The following is a 23,710-nucleotide window of genomic DNA, read 5'->3' as shown; positions in this document are numbered from 1 at the left end:
ATGGAAGTGAAGGAGCTTGCATGGTCCCCCGCCCAGGTATCGGGCAGGTAAAGCCTTTGCGCTTTTGTGCAAGCAATGGTTGCATCCTGTGGTGCACCACTTCTTGTTCAAATCGCCCTCCAGACGCCGTGGAATATGCGCGAACAGCTACTGAATCAATAGCAGAAAGATGCCCGCCCACGCGGGCTCAGTCGTCAAACAGGCCCGGTCCGTTGAACTGGGCCCGCTCGGCCAGCAGCATGCGCAGCTTGGTGTTGACACCCCCAGGTGCCGAGAACCCGCCTGCGCCGCTTTTGGCCGCCAGGATGCGGTGGCAGGGCACCACCGGGGCGAACGGGTTGGCGCCCAGGGCCTGGCCCACGGCGCGCGCCGCGCCGGTTCACCCATCAGGTGGGCCAGCTCGCCATAGGTGAGTGTTTCGCCGGGCGGAATGTGGCGCGCCAGCGTGTAGACGCGTTGGTGAAAGGGCGGCACGCCCTCCATGTCCAGCACCAGATGGCTAAGGTCGCGCGGTTCGGTGGGCGCACCGGCCAGCAGCGCGGTGATGGCGGCGATGGCGGTTTGCACCTCGGGCGGTGGTGCGGCTTCTGGCGCCTTGGCAAAGCGGGCCTGCATGCGCAAGCGGGTGGTGGCTTCATCGGCCTCGGGCAGTTGCACCCCGGTCAGGCCTCTGGCGCCCCAGGCGATGCCGCAGTGGCCCAGTGCGGTGGCAAACAGGGCAAATGCGGTGGTGGGCATGGCGCAGGCTCAGATGGCTTTGTGCACCACCGCGCCCTGGAACAAATAGGGCAGGCGCGGGCCGCGTTCGCCGGGCACGCCACCTTTGTCTTCCACGCTGATGGCGAGTTGTGCCACGCCTTGCAAGGCATCGGCCTGGGCGGGCAGGGTCAAGGTGCCGGCTTTGCTGGTCAGCACCCCCAATGACAAAGGTGCCTGCCCTTGGCGCAGGGCCCAGAGTTGCATGCTGTCTTCGCGACCCTCTTTCACGCCATTGAGGCGCTGCAGTTGCAGCGCGCCGCTGGCAGGGTCGTGGGTGACCAGCAGGGCCGGGCTTTGGGTGGTGTCCAGCAGCACGGCCAGTGTGCGGATTTGCGGTTGCTGCGCCAGCTGGTGCTGCTGGTGGGCTATCTGGGCCTTGAACTGCTCAAACATGCTGGCCGCGCCCGCGATCAGTGTGGCCAGTAGCACCGCCAGGGTGATGGCAGCTGCGCGCCACCAGGGGCTGACGCCGGTGCGTGCAAGGGGGGCGAAGGAGGCTGGGGTGTCGGTCATGGGTGTGTGGTGTGTGGGTGGCTGGGGGGGCATCGTAGTGCGTTGGGTTGGCAGGAGTCGGCGACATTGGCGCCTTTAGCGCGCGGCGTGCAGTGCCTGCCCCAGGGTGTGGGCACCGGGTGCGTAGGCGGCCAGGCCCGCACCCACCAGCGCCACAAACACGGCGGTGAGTGCAAAGGGCAGCACCGTGCGGCGAAACGCGGTGCTGAGCCAGTGGCTGCTGTCGGCGTGGCGCAGGCGGCGGTACAGGGTGTAGGAGAGCACCCCGTCAAACAGCAGCTCGGCAAACAAGGCAGGCGCCAGGTACACCACATACAGCGACGCAAACGCCAGCCCGATGGCCAGCCCGATGGCCAGGGCAACGGCCAGCAGCGGAATGGCGAATTCATCGGCGTCGCCCACCGAGCCCACGGCGTCGCCGACGGCCGACAGCACACCGGGTTCGTCCGCAGGCGGGGCCGCCGGTGCGGCAAAGTGGCCGCTGGCACCGCCTCCGGCAAAGTCCCCGCTACCGCCACTGGTGAGCGGCGCATCGCCAGCGCAACCTTGGCCGCCGCGGGGCAGCGCCATGTCCACCACATCGGGCAGCAGGTCGTAGTCTTGCGCTTGGGTGCGTAGCCACAGCCACAGCAGGCCCAGAAACACCAGGTAGGCACCGCCCAGCGCGGCCGGGTAACGCAGTGCCATCTGGTCCATGCCCAGCGCCAGCAACAGGGCAGATAGCAGCCAACCCGAAGCGCCAGTGAGCGCCACGATGAGCCCCATCTGCAGGCGGGGGTAGGCGTCTTGCTCCAGCTGGCGCTGCACGCGGATGATGGCCAGGGAGCGGGTGAGGCGGATGGGACGTGCAGGGGGGCGGGGCATAGGCGTGTTTCTGGGGCTTAGCGTGGCTTGGCGCCATCGGCGCGGGCAGACAGGACGCCTGCGCCGCGCACCTCAAAGCGCACTTGGTCTAGCACCTGGCCGCGGGCGTCGGTAATTTGCAGCAGGTGTTTGCCGGGCCAGAGCGGCCACCGCGCGCTGTTGCCCTTGGCTACCGGCTTGCCGTTCAGCAGCCAGCGCAGGTTGGCGCCTTCGGCCTGCAGGCTCAGGCGCTGCGCCTTGGGCGGGATGTCGGGGTCCAGCGCGATGATGGTGCCGTGGGTGGGCGCCGTGATACGGGCGCTGGGCGCTGCCTCATTTTTTAAGCCTTTTTGGCCTCTGGAGCCCATGGATACTGCGCGAATAGCTCCTGAATCCATAGCAAATGTGGCTTGCTGTGTACCCTCGAAAAACCATTCGTCGCGCGCAGCCTCCAGCGTGGGGGCGCTGGTGCCGTTGGCAAACTGCACCGCTTTGTGCACCACGCCCGGGGGCGGCTTGGGTGCGCGGCTGGTTTGCTTGGCGTGCAGAAAATTCATCACCGCGGCCCAGATGGGCGCCGCGCCGGTGGTACCGCTCACGTCCCACATGGGGGCGCCGCTGGCGTTGCCCACCCACACACCCACGGTGTAGCGCTGGCTGTAGCCCACGGCCCAGTTGTCGCGCATGTCTTTGCTGGTGCCGGTTTTCACCGCACTCCAGAAGCGCGTGGCCAGCACGCTGTCGGTGCCAAAGGTGCGGGCGCGCGCCATGGGGTCGCTCAGGATGTCGCCCACGATGAAGGCGGCGCGTGCGTCCAGCGCCTGCGTGGCGGGTGCTGATTTGCGCGGCAGCAGTGTGCTGGGGCTGGCGCGCCCGCCATTGGCCAGCGCGCGGTAGGCGTTGGTCAGGTTCAGCAGCGAGACTTCGGCGCTGCCCAGGGCCAGGCTGTAGCCATAAAAGTCGCCACTCTCGGCCAGGGGCATGCCCAGGCGGGTCAGCTGCTTGGCAAAGGCATCGGGCGAGACCATCACCAGCGTGCGCACCGCAGGCACGTTGAGCGAGGCACCCAGGGCTGTACGCGCCGAGACCCAGCCCTTGAAGTGCCGGTCGTAGTTTTGCGGAATGTAGAGGCCGCCCGTGGTCTGGATCTGCGCGGCCGAGTCTTCCAAGAGCGAGGCCGCGGTGATGCGCCGCTCGGCCATCGCCTGCGCGTAGAGAAAGGGCTTGAGCGTGGAGCCGGGCTGGCGCAGCGCGGTGACCGCGTCCACATCAGCCGCGTTGCTGAGCGGCCCACTGGACCCGACCCAAGCCAGCACCTCGCCGCTGGCGTTGTCCAGCACCAGCAGGGCCGCGTCCTCCACATGACGGCCGGCCAGCTCGCGCAGGTGGCTTTGCAGCGTCTGCACGGCGAAGCGCTGCAGCGGGGCGCGCAGGGTGGTGGTGATGCGGCGGGTGGGGTGGGTGCCTTGGCTGACTGTGAGTTGTCGGGCCACATGCGGTGCCACGCCTTCGCTGGCCGCATAGTCGCGCCGCTGCAGCGCACCGGTCACAAACAGGTCCAGCGCGGCGCAGTTGGCGGCGGCGGTTTCCAGGCTTTTGAGCACGCTGCAAGCGCGTTGCACCACCTGTGGCTCCTTGGCGTTGGGCGCGCGCACCAGCGCGGCGGCCACGGCGGCCTCGCGGTGGTCCAGGCCGTGCGCGGCTTTGCCAAACAGGGTCTGGCTCAGGGCGTCAATGCCCACCAGCTCGCCACGAAACGGCACCAGGTTCAGGTAGGCCTCCAGAATCTGGTCTTTGCGCCAGTGGCGCTCCAGGCTTTGGGCGGACCAGGTTTGGCCCAGCTTCTGCACCACGCTGCGCCCGCCACTGCCGCGCCGCAAGTCCTCGTCCAGTAGCCCGGCCAGCTGCATGGTGATGGTGGAGGCGCCACGCGTTTTGGTGTTCCACAAGTTGCCCCAGGCCGCGGCCGACACGGCCCGCCAGTCCACCCCGCTGTGTTCGTAAAAGCGCTTGTCTTCGCTCAGTACCAGCGCAGTGCGCAGGGCGGGCGACACATCGGCCAGCGCCACCCATTGCCCGCGCCGCACAGTGGCATCGGTGCGCAGGCGGTGCAGCAGCTCGCCCTGGCGGTCCAGGATCAGCGTGTCGGAAGACGTGTAGCCGCTCTTAATCTCGTTAAAAGTGGCTGCAGCCCAAGTGGAATGTGCGCAAGCAGCTATTAAAAGAGTAGCGGCTAGACGCTTCAAAGTGACTTCCTGTCTTTCAAACTGCGGTAGACCTTGTGCAACAAGTGCTCTAAAGCCAGCTTGCGGAACTCGCCATCTGCCATCAGCTTGCCAAAGATTTCCTCATTGCCTTCCATGCGGTCAATCACCAAACCCTCAAACGCTTTCTCAAACACGTAGCGGAAGTCTTCTTTCGAATTGGTGTCAGCCGCTTGCTGCAAAACATCGCTCTCAATGGCCTCTTCTTGAATCTGGTCAAAGAACAGCTGATCCGCCTGGGTGAAATCGGTACCAAAGCGCTCATTCAGCAAGTCAATCAGCTCTGAGAGGCGAATCGGCGCATCCTCCTGCCCGGTGCCCACATCATTGGGGCCTTTGAGTGGCTGGGCTTGCCCTGCATTGAGGTCAATGCGGCCCTCGCCAATCTTTTGCAGCCGGTAGTACTGCAGCTCCACCTCTTCATCTAGCTGCACGGTGCCACCGCCCTCGCGGCGTGGCAGCTTGGTGAGCAAAAAGCGCAGGTAGGTGTAGAGCTTTTCCAGGTCCGAATCTTGGTAGGGAATCACCTGCGACATAAAGGCATACAGGTTGCGAAAGTTCACCAGCAGTGCCTTGGTTTCTTCGCGGTCGTCTTCGTCCAGCTCTTTGAACCGGTCTACCGCCTGGTCCAGCACACCGTTCATGGCGGCGTGGTCAGACACTGACTGCTTGCGCACCGATTTGAAATACACCGCGCAAAACGCGTTCACCTCTTCTTCAAAAATCAGCCCCGTTTCTTCCACCTGATGGTGCAGGCGGTACAGGTGTTGCGCATCCGTCAGCGGGTCGGTGGGCGTGTCTTCGTAATAGGGCTTGAAGGCCGCAAAAATCTCTTCAGGTGTGTTCCTGAAGTCCAGGATAAACGTGTCCTCCTTGCCCACGCAGCTGCGGTTCAGGCGCGACAAGGTTTGCACCGCCTGCAGCCCGGTGAGCTTCTTGTCCACATACATGGTGTGCAGAAGGGGCTGGTCAAAACCGGTTTGGTATTTTTCGGCCACCAGCAGCACCTGGTATTCGGCACTTTCAAACTTTTCGGGCAGCTCTCTTTCTTTGATGCCGCCGTTCATACCCACCTCGGTCAAGTTCTTGCCTGGAAAGCGCGGGTCTTCCACCATGCCAGAGAAAGCCACCAGCGTTTTCACATCGGTGTAGCCCTTCTCGGCAATGTAGGCGTCAAAGGTTTGCTTGTAGCGAACCGCATGCAATCTGCCATCGGTCACCACCATGGCTTTGGCCCGTCCGCCAATTTTGTGTTTTACGTGGGTGCGAAAGTGTTCCACCATCACCTCGGTTTTGCTGCGCAGGTTCACCTCATGAAAGGTGAGCGTGCGCGCCAGCGCGCGGGCTGCCTTCTTGCGCTCTACATGCGGGTCATCGTCGCCCACCTGCACCAGGCGGAAATACGCCTCGTAGGTGATGTAGTGCTTGAGCACATCGAGGATGAACTTCTCCTCAATCGCCTGGCGCATGGTGTACAGGTGGAAAGGCGATTGGCCGTTGGGGCCGGGCTCATCAAACACCTTTTTGGTTTTGAACTTGGGCGTTGCAGTAAATGCAAAAAAGCTCAGGTTGCTTTGCTTGCCGCGCTTGCGCATCTCGCGCACCACGCCGGCCAGTTGGTCGGCTTCGTCTTCATCTTCTGGTGCATCCAGCCCGTGCTCCACGGTGTATTGCGCGGCTTCTTCTTCAATGCGGTGCGCGTTGAGAACGCCTTTAAGTTCCATGGCGTTTTCGCCCGACTGCGAGCTGTGCGCCTCGTCCACAATCACCGCAAACTGCTTGTCCTTGGTGTCAATCGCAATGCCGGGGTAATTTTCTTTGCGCAGCTTGTCCAGCGTCTCGCTGATGAACGGAAACTTTTGCAGCGTGGTGATCACGATGGGCGTACCGCCCGCCAGCGCCTGGGCCAGCTGGCGCGTGTCTTCATTAATCTTTTGCACGACTCCTTGCTTATGCTCAAACTGGTAAATGGTGTCTTGCAACTGCGTGTCCAGCACCTGCCTGTCGGTCACCACAATTACCGAGTCAAACACCTTTTTGTCAGCCGCATCGTGCAGGCTGCTCAGCCGGTGCGCCAGCCAGGCAATCGAGTTGGACTTGCCCGAGCCCGCCGAGTGCTGTACCAGGTAGTTGCGCCCCGGCCCGTGCGCTTGCGCGTGGGCTACCAGCTTGCGCACCGCGTCCAGCTGGTGGTAGCGCGGGAAGATCATGGTCTCTTTGTGGATCTTCTTAATGCCCTCGTCGGTGAGGATGCGCTTGTCCTCCTCTTGCAGGTGCATAAAGCGGCCCACTATGTCGAGCAGGCTATCGCGTTGCCAAACCTCGCGCCACAGGTAGGCCGTGCGGTAGCCGCCGTCTGCCGCAGGCGGGTTGCCCGCGTGGCCGTTGTCGCCCAGGTTAAAGGGCAAGAAGTAAGTTTTGTCACCACTCAGGCGCGTGGCCATGAACACCTGGTCTTGGTCGACCGCAAAGTGCACCAGCGCGCGCTTTTTGAACTCAAACAGCAGCTCGCGGGCGTCGCGGTCGCGTTTGTATTGGCGCTTGGCGTCTTCCACCGTTTGGCCCGAGAGCGGGTTTTTCAGCTCCGCCGTGGCAATGGGCAAGCCATTCAAAAACAGCACCAGGTCCAGCGATTTGCTGTGCGCATCGCTGTAATACAGCTGGCGCGTTACCGTGAGCTGGTTCTGACCATACAGCGCCAGCGTGTCAGGGTTCATGGCGTTGTTGGGGGCAAACACTGCCACCCGCAGTTTTTTGCCGTAGCACTTGAAGCCCTGGCGCAGCACCTTGAGCATGCCCTTGGTGTCCAGCTCTTTGGCCAAGTGGTCTAGCACCACCTTGGGCGTTTCATCCTTGTGGATGGCCTGCAGGCTGTGCCATACCTTGGGTTGGGTGGCTTGTATGAAACCCAGCACCAGGGCCGGGTCCAGCGCCAGCGCCTTATCAAAACGCCCTGCTGCCGGGCCATGCCGGTAGTCCACCAAGGCAAAGCCGCCTTGACTGGTCAGGCTGTCCACAATGGCATCTTCCAGCCGGGCTTCGGTGTGCTTTTTCATGTTCAGGTTGGCTTCATCGTTACCTTAAGGTGCTTTTAATGTAAGGGAAATGCATTTCCCTTACCTTGTGAATAACTCAAGGTAAGTTTCAAATACATACAAGCGGTGCCGGGCGGCGCCCGTAACTTCCCTCAAAAGCCCCAACCGGATGAAGTCTCGCAACAGGGCATTGGCAGTTGGGTGGCTGATACCGAGGCTAATTTCCAGGTCCGTTGCGCTCAACATGGGGCGTCTGTAAAGCAAATTGAGCGCTTGCTTTGCATTGGGTGCGCGTTTGCCCAGAGACAGCAGCTTGTGCTCGGCGTCCGTCCTCAAGGCCAAAATTTCCTGGAACACATTGCGCCCCTTGGTCGCCGTCTCGGCCACGCCTTGAAGGAAAAACCGCACCCAATGGATCATGTCGTTGGATACCCGCACCCGCATCAGGGCGTCGTAGTAGCTGGCTCGGTTGCGCTCAAAAAAGTCCGACAGATACAGCGAGGGTTTCGCCAGCAGCCCGTTGCTCACCAAATATAGCGGCACCAGCAGCCGACCAATGCGCCCGTTGCCATCCAGAAACGGGTGAATCGTCTCAAATTGGTAGTGGCTGATGGCCAACCGAATCAAGTGCGGCACGGTAATGCTTTCATCGTGCCAAAACTTCTCCAGATCGCTCATCAAGGCTGGCACGCCATCTGGGTGCGGCGGAATAAACACCGCGTCCGTCAAGCTGGAGCCACCAATCCAGTTTTGGCTGATGCGAAATTCCCCCGGCTGCTTGTTCTCACCACGTACACCCCGCATCAAAATTTCATGCGTTTTGCGCAGCAAGCGGTTAGACAGGGGTAGCGTCTGCAGCTCGGCAATGGCACCGTTGACGGCATCCACATAGTTGCGCACCTCGCGCCAGTCGTCCCGCTTCTCCGGCTGTATCTGGTCTTCGGTCATCAGCGCCTCGTCCATGCCGGTTTGCGTACCTTCAATGCGGCTGGAGGTTTGCGCCTCCTTCACCACGTGCATTTCAATGAACAGGTCAATGTCCGGCACGATCAACGAGAACGCATTGAGCTCGCCCAAGGCCCGGTTGGCAGATTCCAGTAGCGCATTGATGGTGGAGTCTTCCCATATCCAAGCGTGGTCTACCAGTACCGGCTCGAAACTCTTGTACTGGTAGCGTGGCGTCCAAGTGCCAGCCTTGAAGGTTTCAAATTTCATACGGTCTCCTGTGGAGCTTGCCAGCCACGCACATCAATCTTGCCGGTGGTGGCTGCGGTGATGAGGGCGGAGCGGTATTCGGTGAGGCGGGTGATGGCGGATTCGGCGTTGTCAGTCATTGAATCCATGCGTTTTGTGGCTAGATCCAATTCGTCAGCAATTTTTGCTTGCTCTGCAACGGGTGGAACCAACATTGGAATCATTGCAATCTCGCTCATATTGAAGTGTGCAACCGTCGATCCGAGGGAGTGCATTTCGATAAATGTTCGTGCTGCTCCGCCGTAAAGGGAATAGATTGCAAACCGAGAGTCGATCTTCTCAGCGTCGGTTCGAAACAAGACAACTCGCTGTCCGATGCAAAGGGGGGGCTCATCCGGAACAATGCATGCTTCGCCTGCCGGGGCTTCTCTGGTAAATAAGATGTCGCCGGGCATTGGTTTCCCGCGTGCCGTCCATTCTTTGTAGCCAGCTGCATCGGTAAATTTGCCACCTTCAACTTCAAGCTTGCCGTTTCTAATGTTGGGCGTTCTTGCTACCAAGTACTCGCCGTCTTCGAAGTAGGGGCAAGTCTTGTGTTCTGTATCCAATATCGCTTTGAGCAGATGTTTGATGGGCATCGTTTCCCAATGACTCGGCACCTCACCCAGCCAAGCAATCCCCGAATCGCGCATCGGCGCATCCGGGTTCAGGCCCTTGGTCACGGCTTGGGTGATGACGGCCAGGCGCTTTTCTTTGAGCTTTTGCAGCAGCGCTTGCTTCTTGGCAATCAGCGCGTCGATCTGGCTGGTTTTCCAGTCGAGGAAGGCGGCGATTTGTTGTTGTTCAGCTGGCGGCGGATAGACAGCAAGTGTGTCCAGGTACAGCGCTGCGTCTAGGTTTTGAATGCCGGTGGTTTGCTTGATAGCGGGATAGTTGAGCTTCCCGTCATACAGGCTAGCATGCACGTAGGCCCAGTAGCGCGGGAAGTGCGCGTCCGCCACTGGCATTCGTGCGACGAAATTTGAACAAACCGCATCAAATTCGTGGTCGAAATAGACAACACAACCGACCAACTGCTTTTCACCGCCACCAGACTTTTCAATCAACAAATCACCGCGTTTCAACTTTCTTGACTCCAATTGCTTGGGTTCAATAGCGCGCAGTGTGAGCGAATCAACAGCAACGGTGTAGTTGTCGCGGTTGAAATCTGCCACACGTAGGCAGACTACATCATCAATACCGTCGGGCTCATCGCCCCAAACGCCATTGAAGCAACCATCTACGGACCATTTCAAACGCTTGACGGACCAATCTCTAGGGATGTTGCCAAGCCATTCAACGCCCGACGGTTTGTAAGTAGGGTAGGGTGCTGCGTTCAATTTGAACCCCCTGGCGCAGTTGTCAAGGATTCCTTGACAACTGCCCTGCTGCAATTCGATCCAAACTGAACTGGTAAGCCGCACTTACAAGTTCGACACCAGATGAACTTCGCGCTCATGCCGTCACGTCCTTCAACATCGCCATGATGTCCTTCTCCAGCGCCAATATGTCGGCCTCAATGGCTTCCAGCGGGCGGGGTGGCTCGTATTCGTAGAAGTGGCGGTTGAAGGGGATCTCGTAACCCACTTTGATCTTGCTGTGGTCTATCCAGGCATCGGGCCGGTAGGGCAGCACTTCTTGGGCCAGGTAGGCCTCGCAGTGGGCTTGTACCAGCTTGAGCAGCGGCGCGGTGTCTACCTTGCCTTTGTTCTTTTTGCTTTCATAGTCCAGCGGCAGGGGCAGTGCAATGCCGGTGGGCAGAGGGACGTTTTCCGTGTCGCGCAGGTCGGCGTCAGGCTCAGGGTTGCCTTTTTTGTCGCGGCAGATTTCGGCGCTGGGGTCTTTGTCGGCCAGGCCGCCTGCGGACAGCAGGGCGGTTTTGAGCTTGGCGTCCAGCTCTATGCCGTCTGCAGCAAAGGCTTGGGTCAGCATGGGCTCAAACACGCTACGGTCTTTGACCAGCTCGCCTTTTGCAAATGCGGCTTGCATATCTTGCAGCACTTTTAGAACGGCTTGTTGCGCGGCTTCGCCCAGCAGCACTTCTTCTTGGATGGCTTTTTTGTCCTTGCGTTTGCGGGACAGGGCCAGATCGGTAAACGCGCCAGTGGCTTGCACACGGGCTATGCGCTCGGGGGTGACCGCAAAGTTCAGGCGCAGGGGGCGCTCTACGGTGATTTTGAGAAAACCGAAGTCTTGGTTGTCAAAAATCTTGCTGACGCATTGGCTCTTGGTTTGGTCTCGCTTGGCTTCGCCGCGTGTGTCGATGTTGGTTTGTATCTCGGCCACGGTTTTTCGCGCATCGTGCCCATAGTCGCCATACAGGCGGGTGATGGCGGCAATGTGGTCGGGCGTGCCATCGGTGCCGTCGCCCATGCGCTTGCGTTTGTCGCCCAGGCTTTTTTTCATCTTCCAGGCAAAGTCGGTAGCGTTGATGAGCTGCACCCGGCCTTTGCGCTGGGCGGTTTTGCGGTTGGTGACGATCCACACATAGGTGTAAATGCCGGTGTTGTAGAAGAGCTGGTCCGGCAAGCCGATCACCGCCTCCAACATGTCGTTTTCAATGATCCAGCGGCGGATGTTGCTCTCGCCACTGCCTGCGTCGCCGGTAAAGAGGGGCGAGCCGTTGAAGACGACGGCAATGCGCGAGCCTTCGCCGCCCTTGTCGGGCGCGGGCTGCATTTTGGAGATCATGTGCAGCAAAAAGAGCAGCGCACCGTCGTTGATGCGCGGCAGGCCCGGGCCAAAGCGGCCTTTGAAGCCAAAGGTGTCGTGCTCTTTGGTGACAAAGTCTTTTTCGGGCTTCCACTCCACGCCGAAGGGCGGGTTGGCCAGCATGAAGTGGAAGTGTTCGCCGGGGTGGCCGTCGCCATCCGCAAAGCCTTCTTTGGGCTTGCCAGTGCCCAGCGTGTCGCCAAAGACGATGTTTTTGACATCTTCGCCTTTGATCATCAAGTCTGAGCCGCAAATGGCAAATGACTCGGGGTTGTACTCCTGCCCAAACAGCCGCACGTCGGCGCTGGGGTTGAGGCCGGTGTCAGGGTCGATGATGACTTTTTCAGACTCCGACAACATGCCGCCTGTGCCGCAGGTGGGGTCATAAATTTTGATGAGCTTGGCTTTGCGGTACACCAGGTCGTCATGCGTGAAGAGCAGGTTCACCATGAGCTTGATGACCTCACGCGGGGTGAAGTGGTCGCCCGCCTCTTCGTTGGCCTGCTCGTTGAAGCGGCGCACCAAGTCCTCAAACAAGTAGCCCATGGCGATGTTGGGGATGGTGTCCGGGTGCAGGTCCACCGCCGCCACTTGTTTGACCACATCAAACAGGCGGTTGGCATCCTCTAGCGTCGCGATCTCTTCGTCAAACTTGAACTTTTCAATGATCTTGCGCGCCCGGCTGGAGAAGCCCGCCATGTAGTTCGCCAGGTTGGCCGCCAGTTTGTCGGGGTCGCCCAGCAGGGTCTGGAAAGTGAATTCGCTGGTGTTGTAGAACGCCAAGTCGAATTTGCGATTGACCATTTTTTCAATGGTCTCGGTGTCGTACTTGGACTTGCCGTCTTTGTCGGTCTGCTCTTTGAGCTGCTTGTGGTACTTGATGACGGCGTCTTTGCTGGCTTCGAGCACGCAGTCCAGGCGGCGCAGCACCGTGAGCGGAATCATGACCCGGCGGTACTGCGGCGGGCGGTAGGGGCCGCGCAGCAGGTTGGCGATGTTCCAAATGATGTCGCCGTGGGCCTTGAAGGCGTCGAGATTCTTCATGTGTTCAGTATTCCCTTGTGTCGGGGTATTTTATGTGTCATTTGTGCCTCTAGCCCCCGCAGAATGTGCGCAAGAAGCTATCAAAAACGTAGCAAATGTGGGGCGCGGCCTGCCTGTAGCCTTGGTGACCTTGGGCGCGGTGTGCCTTGGCCGGTCTGCGTAAACTGTGTCGATCTGCAACCCACCCACCTTTTGCTTGTATGTCTAACGCCGCACCCTTGTTCCAGCCCTTCACCTTCAAGGGCCTCACGCTCGCCAACCGCATTGTCATGGCACCCATGACGCGTTCGTTCTCGCCCGAAGGCGTGCCCACCGAGCAGGTGAGCGAGTATTACCGCAAGCGCGCTGCGGCGGCCGTGGGCCTGATCGTGTCGGAAGGTACCGTGGTGCAGCGCCCGTCTGCTGCCAACGACCCCGATGTGCCGCATTTCTGGGGCGACGCTGCTTTGGGTGCCTGGCAAGACGTGATCAACGCCGTGCACCAGGCCGGTGGCGCCATGGCGCCGCAACTCTGGCACGTGGGCGCTGCGCGCAACCCCCGCACCACCTGGACCGCGCCCCCGCCCGTGGACTCGCCCTCCGGCCTGTCGCGCCCCGGCAAAGCCTTTGGTGAGCCCATGACGGACGAAGCCATTGCCGACACGATTGCTGCCTTCGCCAAGGCTGCGGGTGCTGCCAAGCGCTTGGGCTTTGACACCATCGAATTGCATGGTGCTCACGGCTATCTGATCGACCAGTTCTTCTGGGAAGGTACCAACGCGCGTACCGACAAATACGGTGGCGATCTGGTGGCCCGCGGTCGCTTTGCGGCTGAGATTCTGAAGGCCGTGCGCGCCGAGGTGGGGCCGGACTACCCGGTCATCATCCGTCTTTCGCAATGGAAGCAGCAGGACTACGCGGCCCGCATTGCCCAGACGCCCGACGAGATGGCCGCGTGGTTGCAGCCGCTGGCCGACGCCGGCGCCGATATCTTCCACTGCTCGCAGCGCCGCTTCTGGGAGCCGGAGTTTGATGGATCGGATTTGAACTTTGCCGGCTGGGCCAAAAAGCTCACCGGCCGCCCCACCATCACCGTGGGCTCGGTCGGTCTCAGCGGCGAGTTCATTGCCGCCTTCGGTGGTGAAAGCTCCCAACCCGCATCGCTGGACGAACTGCTGCGCCGCTTTGACCGGGGCGACTTTGACTTGGTGGCCGTAGGCCGTGCCCTGATCAGCGACCCCGACTGGGCGCTGAAGGTGCGCGATGGCCGCGAGGCGGAGTTGTCCAGCTTCTCGCCGGCGGCGTTGGCAAGTTTGGTTTGATGAGATGCCATGGTGCTCCGCAAGCAGGCGGAGCACCATGGCTGGCTTTACAGCAGGTAGAGCGCCGCCAAACCCAATACAGCGGGCACAGTCTGGATGTACAGAATGCGCACCATCACCGTGACGGCACCCCAGATACCCGCCACCGCCACGCAGGCCAGGCCATAGGTGGCAAACGCTTTGGCAATCGCCGGGTCGGGGTAGACCAGGCCCAACAGCAGGGCGGCCGCCAGAAAGCCGTTGTAGCAACCCTGGTTGGACATGGCGGCCTTGCGCGCGGCCACTTCGGCTTTGGGAATGCCAAACACCTTGACCCCGCGCGACTCGAACAGCACGGTTTCCAGCAGGAAGATGTAGATGTGGATCAGGCAGACCACGGCGATAAGGATTTGGGCAAGGATGTGCATGGAAAAGTCTCGGGTTGATGCAATGGCGCGAAGAATACATAATCACGTTATGTTTGTAAAGCGATTGCTTGTCACCCACCTTACCCATGGCTGAAACTCCCACCAAACGCGACGGTCGCAAAGAAAACGCCAGCGCCACCCAAGCCGCATTGCAAAGCGCTGCGCTGCGCTGGTTCAGCGAGCAAGGCTACGAGAAAGCGCCGGTCGGCAGCATCTGCGCCGATGCCGGCGTAACCGTGGGTGCGCTCTACCACCACTACGGCGACAAGAAAGGCCTGTTTGCCGCCGTGGTGGAGCAGGTGGATGCCGGGCTGGTGCTGGCCGCTTTGGTGGCGCGCCAAGCGGTGATTGACGACGGTGGCAGCGCTTGGGATGCGTTCTTGGCGTCCATCGACACCGTGCTGCAGGCCGGCACGAATGCGCCCATGCGACGCCTGATGCTGGTGGACGCACCCGCCGTGCTGGGCGCGCAGGTGTGGGGTGAAATTCGCCAGCGGCAGGGCCTGGGCGCCATGCGTGGCAGCATCGTCGCCATCCAGGCGCACGGCATTTTTCAGGGGCACGATGCAGAGCGCTTGGCCCGCATCGTGTTGGGCGCGCTCTATGGCGGCATGGACTCACTGCCGGACGATGAGGCTGGCGTGCAAGATGCGCTGGCGGATACGCGGCAATGCCTGGTCGCCATGCTCGAAGGCTTGCGAGGAAAGGACGCGCCATGACCGTGCAAACCATTCTTGAACTTGGTGCCGAGAGCAGCAGCGTGCTGTGTACCGAAGACGGTCGCGTTGTCTTGCAGCAATCGTTGCCGCTGGGCACCGCATCGCTGGCCCGCCAATGGATGCGCCACACACCACCCACGCCGTTGGATATCGAGCACGCCATTGAGGCCACCGAGGATGTGGTGATGCCGCTGGCGGCCAAGCTGGTGCGGACGGAGCAATTGCAGCTGCGCGAGTCCGGGGCTGCGTTGATCCTGCAAGGTGTAGGAGCAGGGCCGGATGCAACACTGCGCTGGAATCTGGACGAGGTGGAAGACCTCTTCAACCGCCTCGCCATGGTGAGTCAAGGGCGACCCGCCGGTCAGGAGGCCTTGCCTACCGCGTCGGAGTTTTATGCGGCGATGGTGATACTGCGGGAGTGTTTGCACCATCTGCGGTTTGGTGGGGTGGTGGTGCGGGCTTAGTGCCTGTATTGCCAGAATTCTTGGAGTCAGATGACTTCACAACTCACGCCAAGGGTCGCTGGGGTCTATTGGGAGGTAATCTCCATCATTACAAGTCACTTCGGCTTGGGTCTTCGCGCGTTCTCGCCACTCTGCACTCTTCTTGGGGTCTTTGCTTCCTCCAATGCCTTGTCCATACCAATAAGCGAGTTTGCAGTGTGTGGCCGCAGTAAGGCGGCCTTGGTCACCGTGTTGGTTAGCCCAGGCTTCCAGCAAACGACGTGCTGTGACAGAGTCTCTTTGTGTAGTGAAACATCCCCATGAATAGCCGTTTACAAGTTCGCCCATGGCGTCAGGGTCTTGCATTGCCAGGCCGCCGTCGGCGAGTTGCACGCGCTGCCAGTCGGACCATTTCAACTTTAGCGAAGCTTCGCTGTAGCGTGACCGAATGGACTTGCAAACGGCGGTCTTGTCTGCCGACGTTTTTAGCCTTGCGCTAAGTTGCATTAATTGGCGGGGAATTTTTTCTTTGGCGTCGGCTTGCAGTGCTGCATTGGACGCAGTTGCTGCATTCCAAATGAGGCCTTGATCTAGCGTGAAGATTGCCTGGCCCAAACTACTCAAACCGGCGGATAGCCGATAGTCCTGAACAGCCGTCCACTGATCGTGCAGCTCCACATCGAGTTTTCGAAGCGCGTTGAGGTCAAAATCTTTTGGGAGTATTCCGTTGAGAACTTCCGAATGAATCAAGTAGTCCATTGCCTCATGCTGGTTTGAAAGCATGTCGTAACTGCCGAGACTTTGAGGGTCAAGTGGTTTGGGAAGCTTTGTTGTGGTGACATCAGTCGCCAAGAATCTATCCGGTGCTATTTGCAGAACGACTCTTGCCAAGCCCAGCAATCGCGTGGATTGCGCCTGATACCGAATGTTCTTCTCCCATCCTTTCTTCTTCAAAGGATCTTCCAGCAGGGCGGCGAACGCCGCCGACTTGTCTTGTGTGTACCACCAGGACAGGTTCTTCCTGATCGACTCTTTTTGCGTGGATGGATAGCGCTCTAGCTCTGGGGCATATTTTGCTTTGAGACGTTCGTACTCTGTTAGAAAGCGCTGTAGCTCTTGGTCGGTATATTTTCGAGTCTTATCTATAGAAGATGCAGAGAGGGCAGATTGCTTTTGTGCATTCCAATTCTCGGGACCCAGACCAAAATTTACGTCACGTCCGTACCAGCCGCGAAATAGCCATTGTTCAAAACCGAGTGCAAGATTGTTCGTGATCTGTATTTGTTCCAACCGGACAATGGTTTGCTCGAATACCTCATCATCTGATACAGCAAAGACTTGGAACGGCAGCATGCCCATGCACAGTGCGCCCAAGGTGAGCCAGCGATATAGAGGCATAGTGTTCCTATGTTCTAAAAAACGTTTCATTTCACATCCTCTACGTTGATCCGAATATTCCATGAATCCTCAAACATCTCTGGCGCATGCATCGCTTCCACGCGATTCGGTGGCAGCGAGAACTCGCCGATGTTGTTGAGGCGGATGGCATCTTCCATACAGAATTCCTTGCCTGTGGCACGTCATTTCAAACCAGCCTTGCAGAGTTTGAGGTTCGTGCGTGTGGCCTGTGCAATGCGAAGGTAGATGTCGGCAAAGGTGGGCTCTGGGGTTTTTTGTACATCTTCATAACTCGTTAGTCCTAGGTCCTGCAAGGGCTGTAGTGTTCTTAGACAGGCCGCCGCATCGCCACTGCGGAGTTGTGCAAGAGCCAAATCGTTACGTATATCCCACTCACTGAAGCGGTTTAGGACAGGGGTGCACTCTGTCAATATGGGCAAAAGAGTTTGCACCGCATCAGAGAAACTCTTTTTGTCATATTGCCGCTCAAATTTTCTGCGTGTGGCTTCCATCCCTTTGTAGGTGCATGCCAGACTAGGGTGGATGTAGAAGCCTGTGAATCCGGCTCTCGCACCGCAGCTGTACCGGCAACTTTCATGTTCGTTGTCTGTCACGTGAATGTCCTTACCTTCTGGGGTAAAGGTCACCACGCACTCGCTGTCGGGCAATCGGGCACGTTTCCCCTTTAGTACGCCTTCCAAATAGCAGATGTGCCCATTGCCACCCACGGTATCAATGGTAAAACTTCCGTCAGCTTGGATACGCAGTTCTCCATTGCCACGTTCGTACACGTAGCTCCCCGCAGGAAGTTTTTGCGCTTGTGCAACCAGGCCCATGGAGATGAGTGTCAGAGCAGTTAGCCATTTGTTGAAGGTCATCACTTGGCCGCCTCCACCTTCACCTTCATATTCGGCGCCTCCCCAAACATCTCCGGCGCATACATCGCTTCCACGCGTGACGGGGGCAGTGAGAACTCACCGGCGTTATTCAGCCGGATGGTGTATTCCATCTTCACCACGCCCTTGGGCAGGTACTCGTAGTAGCTGCGGAAGGACTCGAAGCTGCGCTCTTCGAACGCGGCCCAGCCGTAGCCTTCTTTCTTCTCGCCTTGCGTGGCGATTTCGCTGTCGCGGCCCAGGCCACTGCCCAGGATGGTGGCTCCGCCAGGTACCGGATCGGTGATCGCGACCCAGGTCATGTCGGCGCTGGCGTTCACCTCGATGCTGATGCGCAGCACGTCACCACGCGTGTAGCTGCCAGCGGGCAGGCTCTTGTTGGCTTGCTCCACGGGGGTGATGGTTTTCTTGATCTGGTAGCCCGCAGCAAACGGTGCCTTTAGCTGCACCGCGGCCACCGACTGCAGCGTGAGCCAGGGCTTGCCGGCGCCTTGGTGCGTCACGTTCAGCGTGTCTTTGGCTGCGGTATTGCCCCAGGCCAGGAACATGGTGTTGTTCTTCAGGTTGCCCGGCGATGCGGGTGCGCCGAAGAACGTAGTCTGGTGCGCGGCACCCGATGCGTCCGTGGTCTTGATGCGTTCGACCTTGCTCCAGTCCACGCTTGCGCTGCCCACGCCGCCAGCGGCGTTTTCCAAGCTCTTCATGCTCGCCTTGGTGCTGCCGGCCACGGGCACCGCTTCAAACTTGGCGCTGAATTTCTCCAGCGCCAGGCCGCCCCACAGGTTGGCGGTGGTGGTGTGCCACGCGCCGTTTTGCTGGCGGCTGATGAAGCCGTTGGCCAGGCGGCCCATGTCGTCTTTCCACGCTGGGTCGTCCATCACGGCCAGGATCAGGCGCGCGGTGTTCACGTCGCCGTTTTGCATCAGCCACCACCAGTAATCGTCCTTCTCGCTGCTGAAGATCATTTTGGTGCCCTGGTAGCTGATGCGGCTGCGCAGGATCTGATTCGCCTCCGCAATGCGTTTGTCGCGCTCGGGCACGTCGTTCACGCGCTTCAGAATGTTGAGCCAATCAATCACCGCGTGGGTGGGCCACTGGTTGGGCGCGATGGTGATGCTGTTGACCATGCGACCCTGCGCCTTGCCGTAGCGCGACAGCGCTTCGATGGCGGCCAGCTTGCGCATGTCCAGGTCCTTGCGCGGGCTCCAGAAGTCGCGCTGGATGCGGCCTTCCACAAAGGCGATGAGGCCGCGCTCCATGGGCGCGCGAATCTCGTCGCTCAGCGCAAACGCCGGGTTGATGGTGGACGCCTCATGCGTGGCGGCCAGCAGGTAGGCGGTCAGCGTGTCGCTGCCGCGGTTGGCCTCGCCATCGCGCGGCGGGAAGTAGTTGGCAAGGCCGTCGCTGTCCAGGTAGCTCGGGATTTGCGTGGCTACGCCTTGCCACAGCTTGCCGTCGCGCAGGCCTACGCTCTTGCTGGTTTTTTGCTCCAGGCAGGCAAAGGGGTACAGGGAAAACCAGTCCTTCACGCCCGGCAGGCCTTCGGCCAGCTTGGGTTGCAACGACATCTTCAAGCCACCACGGCCGGGCAGGGCGTCGGCGGGGGCGTTCACGTCCAGCGTGAACGGGCCGTCAATCTGCACCAGCGTGGCCTGCTGCACGGTCAGCGGCACAGCGGGCACGATGCGCTGGCGCGCCTTGAGCGCATCCCTGGCACCGCTGATCGTGTCCTTGGCTTCGATCTCCCACAGGATGGCCTCGTTGCGGGTCAGCGCCAGTTGCGCAGGTGCGGTCACGTTCCACGCCACTTCGCGTGCATCACCAGCGGGAATGTCCACCGTTTGCGGTGGCAGGTCCAGCAGGGTGGCGCGTGGCGTGACCAGCACCTTCATCGCCTGCTTGGTGGTGTTGCGCAGGGTCAGCTGCGCGCGGTACTGGTCGTCCTCACGCACCAGGGGCGGCAGGCCGCTGATGATCTGCAAATCTTGCGTGGCTCGGATGCTCGTTGACCCTGTGCCAAACATGCCAGTAAAGGCATCGGCCACGGCCACGATCTTGAAGGTGGTGAGCGCGTCGTTCAGCGGCACGGTGACCACGGCCTGGCCATTGGCGTCCAGCTTCACGCTGGGGTTCCACAGCAGCAATGTCTCCAGCAGCTCACGCGCACCGCTATGGCCGCCACCACCACCGGGTGCCACGGCCTTGCGGCCATAGTGCCTGCGGCCAATGATTTCCATTTGCGCGGTGGAGGTCTCTACGCCCCAGCTGCGCCGCTGCAGCATCGCGTCCAGCAGGTTCCAACTGTTGTTGGGCATAAGCTCCAGCAGAGCTTGGTCTACGGCAGCCAGCGCCACTTCGGCGTTGGCAGCGGGCTGGCCGTTGGGCAGCTTTACGGAGATGGTGACCTTGGCCTGGCTGCGCACGGCGTAGCTTTCCTTGTCGGCCTTGACGCTGACTGCCAGCTCATGGCCTTTGGTGCCGACGCGGATTTCGGCCGCGCCCAAACGGAAGGCGGGCTTGCTCAGGTCCACCAGCGCGGTGGGGGCCACATATTCTTTGCCTTCGTACCAAAACGACGTCCACCACTCGCGCGGAGCCTTGTAGCCCCAGGTGAAGAAGCTGTACCACGGCACCTCGCGCAGGCGGCCGCGCAGTACCAGCGCGCTCACATACACATTGGGTCCCCAGCCTTCCTGAATCTTCAGGCTGATGGTCGGGTCTTGCCCGTTGAGCTGCACCACCTCGGTCTGCACAATGCCTTCGCGCTCCACCGCCACCAGGGCCGTAGCAAAGCGGAAGGGCATGCGCACTTGGAACTTGGCGGTCTCGCCAGGCTGGTAGCTCTTCTTCTCGGGCAAGAGGTCGATGCGGTCGGTGTTCTCACCGCCAAACCACAGCTCGCCTTGCTTGGTCACGTACACGCTGCTGGCGGCCTGGATGCTGTTGCCACTGCTGTCTTTGGCGGTCACCACCAGTTCCACTTCACCGGCTTCGTTCAGCGCGGTTTCGCACAACAGCAGGCCGCGCGAATCGCTCTTGCCGCTGCAGACGCTGCCCATTTCTTTGGAGCTGGTTTTGTTGTCGTAGGTGTAAAAGCCGCCCACCATGCGCTTGCGCGTGGTGGTGGTGATGCGGGCGGTGGCTTTCACCTCCAGTGCCACGCCAGCTTGGGGCTTGCCGCTCAGGTCCAGCGCCAGCGCCTGGAACTTGATCTTTTGGCTGCTAGATACCCAGCCCTCGGTCTTGATGCCCGCCACCACGGCCGCAGGCCACAGCGTCTGTGTGCTGCGGATGGTTTGCACCTCGCCATTGGGGTCGGAGTAGGTGGCTTCCAGCAACAGGTCTTGCGGCTGGCGGCTCTTGGGCACTTGCTCCAGCGTGAGTTTGCCTGCGCCGTTTTTGTCCAGCGTCAGCGGCAGTTTGTCGGCAATCACGCGGCTGTCTGCGCTGGCGTTGCTGTCTTCTTCACCCTCGCCACTGCTGGCTTGTTGGTTGCCGCGCGGGGCGGAGAAGTTGAATTCGCTGAAGTCGGCAAAGCTCAGGTACTTGCTGCGCACTAGCGCCGAGACGCGCACGGGCAGGTTCACCGCACCGCCGCCCGACACGTAGTTGATCTGTACATCCACCGGCACCTTGTCCACATGCACCAGCGCCTTCTTGTCGGACGGCGTCACGCGGCCCTCCAGCACCGGCAGGCGAAACTCCTCCACGCGGAATTGGCCGGTGTAGAAGTCCTGCTCTTGCCGGCTGCCAGACAGCTGCACTTGGTAGACGCCAAGTTTGGCAGCGGGCGGGATGGAGAAGCTGTTCTCGGCGCTCAGGCCACCCGTGGCGGTTTTGCGCCACTTCAGGTCTAGCTCGTACTGCTGGCCGCTGCCCACGTGGGTGATCAGCAGGGTGTCGGGCTGCTCTGCAGGCAGGCCAAAGCCTTTGGACGTTTCGGTACGCAGCAGGTGTTTCATCGACACGGTTTCGCCCGCGCGCAAGAGCGTGCGGTCAAACACGGTGTGGGCACGTTCGTCGGGCACTGCGTCGCGGCTGGTGGGCACGTTAAAGCGCCAGGGCTCGATGCCCCGGTTCCAGTCGCTCCAGGTGAAGGCCAGGTCTTGCACCGTGCCTTTGCCGTCGCCTGCGGGCTGGCTGGCGCGTGCGCTCACAAAGTAGGCTTGGCCATAACCGTCTTCCCCACTGCAGCGCGGGGGCTGGGGTGAGAGGCCGTCAAAGTTGGCCACACCTTGCGCGTTGGTCACGCCGGTTGCTAGCTCTTTGCCCCGGCAATCTGACACACGCACCGTGGCGCCGGCTACGGGTGCGCCCTTGTCCAGCGAGGTGACCCAGGCCAGCGCGTTCTCGCGTCCCAGCTTGAAATGCACGCCCAGATTGGTGACCAGTGCCGAGGTACGCACAACCATCGTGCGGCCGTCGCCATGGCGCTCGTCCAATAGGCTGTTGCCCAGCCTTTGCGAGGCAATCTCCACCACATGGAAACCAGGCGTGAGGGGAATGCCCACCACCTCGAACGGACGCGGGTCGTTGTTTTCGGGCTTGGGCAGGTCCAGCGTTTTTACGTTGGGACGACCCTGCAAGAGCGACACCATGCGCGTTTGCACATAGTCAATATCGGGATCGCTCACGACCTTGGGCAGCGGGCCTTGTACATCGGCCGCGGCTTTTTTGCGCGATATGTAATAGCTGTCGTAGCGCTGCACCTTGCGCCACCAGGCAATGATGTCGGCGTCTGTACTGGGCTGGAAGGTGCTGACCTTGCCAGCTTGCGCCTTGGGCGCATTGGGTTTGGTTTGTTCTGCGTTCAGGCCTTTCACATTCAGGGCGGCTTCCACGTTGCGCAGGGTGACGGGCAGCAGGGCCACGCCATTGGGTTCGGCAAATCGTTCCACGATGCCGAATGGCGACGCCGCAAACTTGGCCAGTGGTGGCCTGGCGGCGGTCGCCGTCTTGAGTGGAAAGCTGTCGGCATTGCGCAGCGTGCGGCCCGAAGCGTCTTTGAAGTTCCTGGGCAGCTCGATGGTGAAGCTGGTTTGCTCGGGCAGTGGTGCCTCGAAGCTGATGCCGTTGACCACGCCATCTTCATCCTCGTTTTCACCCAGGTTGGGTTTGAAGCTCTCTTTGCCACCCACCAAGCGAATGCCTTGCAGCAGCTTCACGGGCACCGGTGCGTTGAAGTTCAGCGTCATGGGGCGAATCGGCAGGCAGGCGCTCTGTGCGTTTTCGCGTTCGCAGCTGAAGGTGGCCGCAAAAGGCTCGCGCACCTGGAAGTTAAAGCGTTTCTCCACGCTGTTGGGCACGCCCGTGGCCGCACCGCCGCGCGCAGGTGTGGCCACGCCCTTGCCAAACACCAGCTGCACCTTGGCCGATGAGGACAGCGTGCGGTTGCACGCCAGCGTGACGATGGACAGCGGGTTGGCCTTGGCCTCCGATTCCATGCCTTGCGCCTGCAGCAGGGCTTCGCGGTCTTTGCCGCTGATCAGGCGCACCGCCACGCGTTCGCCCAGGCCTTCCACCGCGCACCACACGTTGGCCTGCACGCTCTCCAGCGTGGCCGCGCCATTCAGGCGCAGGGTGAAGAACTGCTCTTCGTCAATGCGGTTGCCGGAGTAAGGGCGAATGCTCTGCACAAACGGGCCACCGCTATTGAATTTGTAGCTGCTGGCGCCCGTCAGGGCTGTGCCCTTGGGCGATTGGAAGCCTGCTTTGGCCTGCACCGTGCAGCTGATGCCGGGCGGCAGATCGTTTTCAAACTCAAACGCCCACACCCGGTCATTCACCCAGCGGCCGGTGCCCTTGGTCACCTGGGCGTCGCTGCAGCTCAGGGTCAGGGGCGCCTCGGCCTTGGGGTCGCCAAAGTTGACGGCGCTTTCGTCAAATTTGGCCACCAGCTGGCGCACCTGGGCGACTTCGCCTTGGGGCGACAGGCTGGTGATTTGCAGGGCCATGGCAGCCCAAGAGGACGCGGCCAGGCCGCAGGCGATGATGATTTTTGATGTTTTCACGCGGACTCCCGAAAAGCAGTGGGGAAGGGTAGCCGAAAAAAATTGAAACCAATTGAATCCAGTCGGCTTTGGGCTGCGTACCTGTAACAAGCCGCAACGCGTTTGCCTGCGTGCCCATCCCCAACTTCGATC

Annotated in this window: 15 protein-coding genes and 1 pseudogene; 3 read left to right on the top strand and 13 right to left on the bottom strand. The window is 60.7% G+C overall.

The window, feature by feature from the left end; translation table 11 throughout:
• Positions 1–187 precede the first annotated feature (187 nt).
• The 8 genes and pseudogenes from U5O12_RS17560 to U5O12_RS17525 all read right to left on the bottom strand — a co-directional run bounded on the left by U5O12_RS17560 (position 188) and on the right by U5O12_RS17525 (position 12,403).
• Positions 188–738 (bottom strand): annotated as a pseudogene (locus U5O12_RS17560) (methylated-DNA--[protein]-cysteine S-methyltransferase).
• A 9-nt stretch (positions 739–747) separates the two neighbouring features.
• The gene (locus tag U5O12_RS17555) at positions 748–1,272 is read right to left on the bottom strand and encodes an anti-sigma factor domain-containing protein (protein WP_416221517.1); all 525 of its coding nucleotides are present in this window, start codon (positions 1,270–1,272) and stop codon (positions 748–750) included.
• A gap of 75 nt (positions 1,273–1,347) precedes the next feature.
• On the bottom strand, positions 1,348–2,136 hold the full coding sequence (locus U5O12_RS17550; RefSeq protein ID WP_322579889.1) for a hypothetical protein: 789 nt from the start codon (positions 2,134–2,136) through the stop codon (positions 1,348–1,350).
• Between the two features lie 17 nt (positions 2,137–2,153).
• Positions 2,154–4,361 carry a penicillin-binding protein 1C gene (gene pbpC, locus U5O12_RS17545; protein WP_322579888.1) on the bottom strand — a complete coding sequence of 736 codons (2,208 nt, stop codon included), beginning with the start codon at positions 4,359–4,361 and terminating at the stop codon, positions 2,154–2,156.
• Positions 4,358–7,435, bottom strand: a complete 3,078-nt coding sequence (locus tag U5O12_RS17540) for a type I restriction endonuclease subunit R (RefSeq protein ID WP_322579887.1) — start codon at positions 7,433–7,435, stop codon at positions 4,358–4,360. The genes pbpC and U5O12_RS17540 overlap by 4 nt, the downstream gene beginning before the upstream one ends.
• Positions 7,436–7,495: 60 nt before the next feature.
• Positions 7,496–8,629 (bottom strand): Fic family protein, encoded by a 1,134-nt coding sequence (locus U5O12_RS17535; protein ID WP_322579886.1) that lies wholly within the window; start codon positions 8,627–8,629, stop codon positions 7,496–7,498.
• Complete coding sequence (locus U5O12_RS17530) at positions 8,626–9,987, bottom strand: restriction endonuclease subunit S (RefSeq protein WP_322579885.1); 1,362 nt, start codon at positions 9,985–9,987, stop codon at positions 8,626–8,628. Before U5O12_RS17530 ends, U5O12_RS17535 begins: the two co-directional genes overlap by 4 nt.
• 115 nt (positions 9,988–10,102) lie before the next feature.
• Entirely contained in the window at positions 10,103–12,403 is a 2,301-nt protein-coding gene (locus U5O12_RS17525) for a class I SAM-dependent DNA methyltransferase (protein WP_322579884.1), read from the bottom strand.
• 200 nt (positions 12,404–12,603) lie between these two features.
• Here U5O12_RS17525 and U5O12_RS17520 point away from each other — a divergent pair, with 200 nt between their 5' ends.
• Positions 12,604–13,704, top strand: a complete 1,101-nt coding sequence (locus U5O12_RS17520; RefSeq protein WP_322579883.1) for an NADH:flavin oxidoreductase — start codon at positions 12,604–12,606, stop codon at positions 13,702–13,704.
• A gap of 47 nt (positions 13,705–13,751) precedes the next feature.
• Here U5O12_RS17520 and U5O12_RS17515 read toward each other — a convergent pair whose 3' ends face one another.
• Entirely contained in the window at positions 13,752–14,111 is a 360-nt protein-coding gene (locus U5O12_RS17515) for a DUF1304 domain-containing protein (protein WP_322579882.1), read from the bottom strand.
• 86 nt (positions 14,112–14,197) lie between these two features.
• On the opposite strand from U5O12_RS17515, the gene U5O12_RS17510 reads away from it, so the two are divergent.
• The gene (locus U5O12_RS17510) at positions 14,198–14,830 is read left to right on the top strand and encodes a TetR/AcrR family transcriptional regulator (RefSeq protein WP_322579881.1); all 633 of its coding nucleotides are present in this window, start codon (positions 14,198–14,200) and stop codon (positions 14,828–14,830) included.
• Positions 14,827–15,294, top strand: coding sequence for a hypothetical protein (locus U5O12_RS17505; protein ID WP_322579880.1), 468 nt, complete (start codon positions 14,827–14,829; stop codon positions 15,292–15,294). The genes U5O12_RS17510 and U5O12_RS17505 overlap by 4 nt, the downstream gene beginning before the upstream one ends.
• Before the next feature lie 36 nt (positions 15,295–15,330).
• Here the strand turns inward: U5O12_RS17505 and U5O12_RS17500 are convergent, their stop codons facing one another.
• The 4 genes from U5O12_RS17500 to U5O12_RS17485 are packed head-to-tail and all read right to left on the bottom strand — an operon-like array spanning position 15,331 to position 23,521.
• Positions 15,331–16,701, bottom strand: a complete 1,371-nt coding sequence (locus U5O12_RS17500; protein ID WP_322579879.1) for a hypothetical protein — start codon at positions 16,699–16,701, stop codon at positions 15,331–15,333.
• Positions 16,698–16,829 (bottom strand): hypothetical protein, encoded by a 132-nt coding sequence (locus tag U5O12_RS17495; protein ID WP_322579878.1) that lies wholly within the window; start codon positions 16,827–16,829, stop codon positions 16,698–16,700. Before U5O12_RS17495 ends, U5O12_RS17500 begins: the two co-directional genes overlap by 4 nt.
• 24 nt (positions 16,830–16,853) lie before the next feature.
• Complete coding sequence (locus U5O12_RS17490; protein ID WP_322579877.1) at positions 16,854–17,549, bottom strand: hypothetical protein; 696 nt, start codon at positions 17,547–17,549, stop codon at positions 16,854–16,856.
• The gene (locus tag U5O12_RS17485; RefSeq protein WP_322579928.1) at positions 17,549–23,521 is read right to left on the bottom strand and encodes an alpha-2-macroglobulin family protein; all 5,973 of its coding nucleotides are present in this window, start codon (positions 23,519–23,521) and stop codon (positions 17,549–17,551) included. The genes U5O12_RS17490 and U5O12_RS17485 overlap by 1 nt, the downstream gene beginning before the upstream one ends.
• Positions 23,522–23,710: the final 189 nt, after the last annotated feature.

Source organism: Rhodoferax sp. (genome assembly GCF_034519335.1).
Lineage (GTDB): Bacteria > Pseudomonadota > Gammaproteobacteria > Burkholderiales > Burkholderiaceae_C > Allorhodoferax.
Note: the sequence above shows the minus strand (reverse complement) of the source record. Positions and strands in the feature narration are given on the sequence as shown.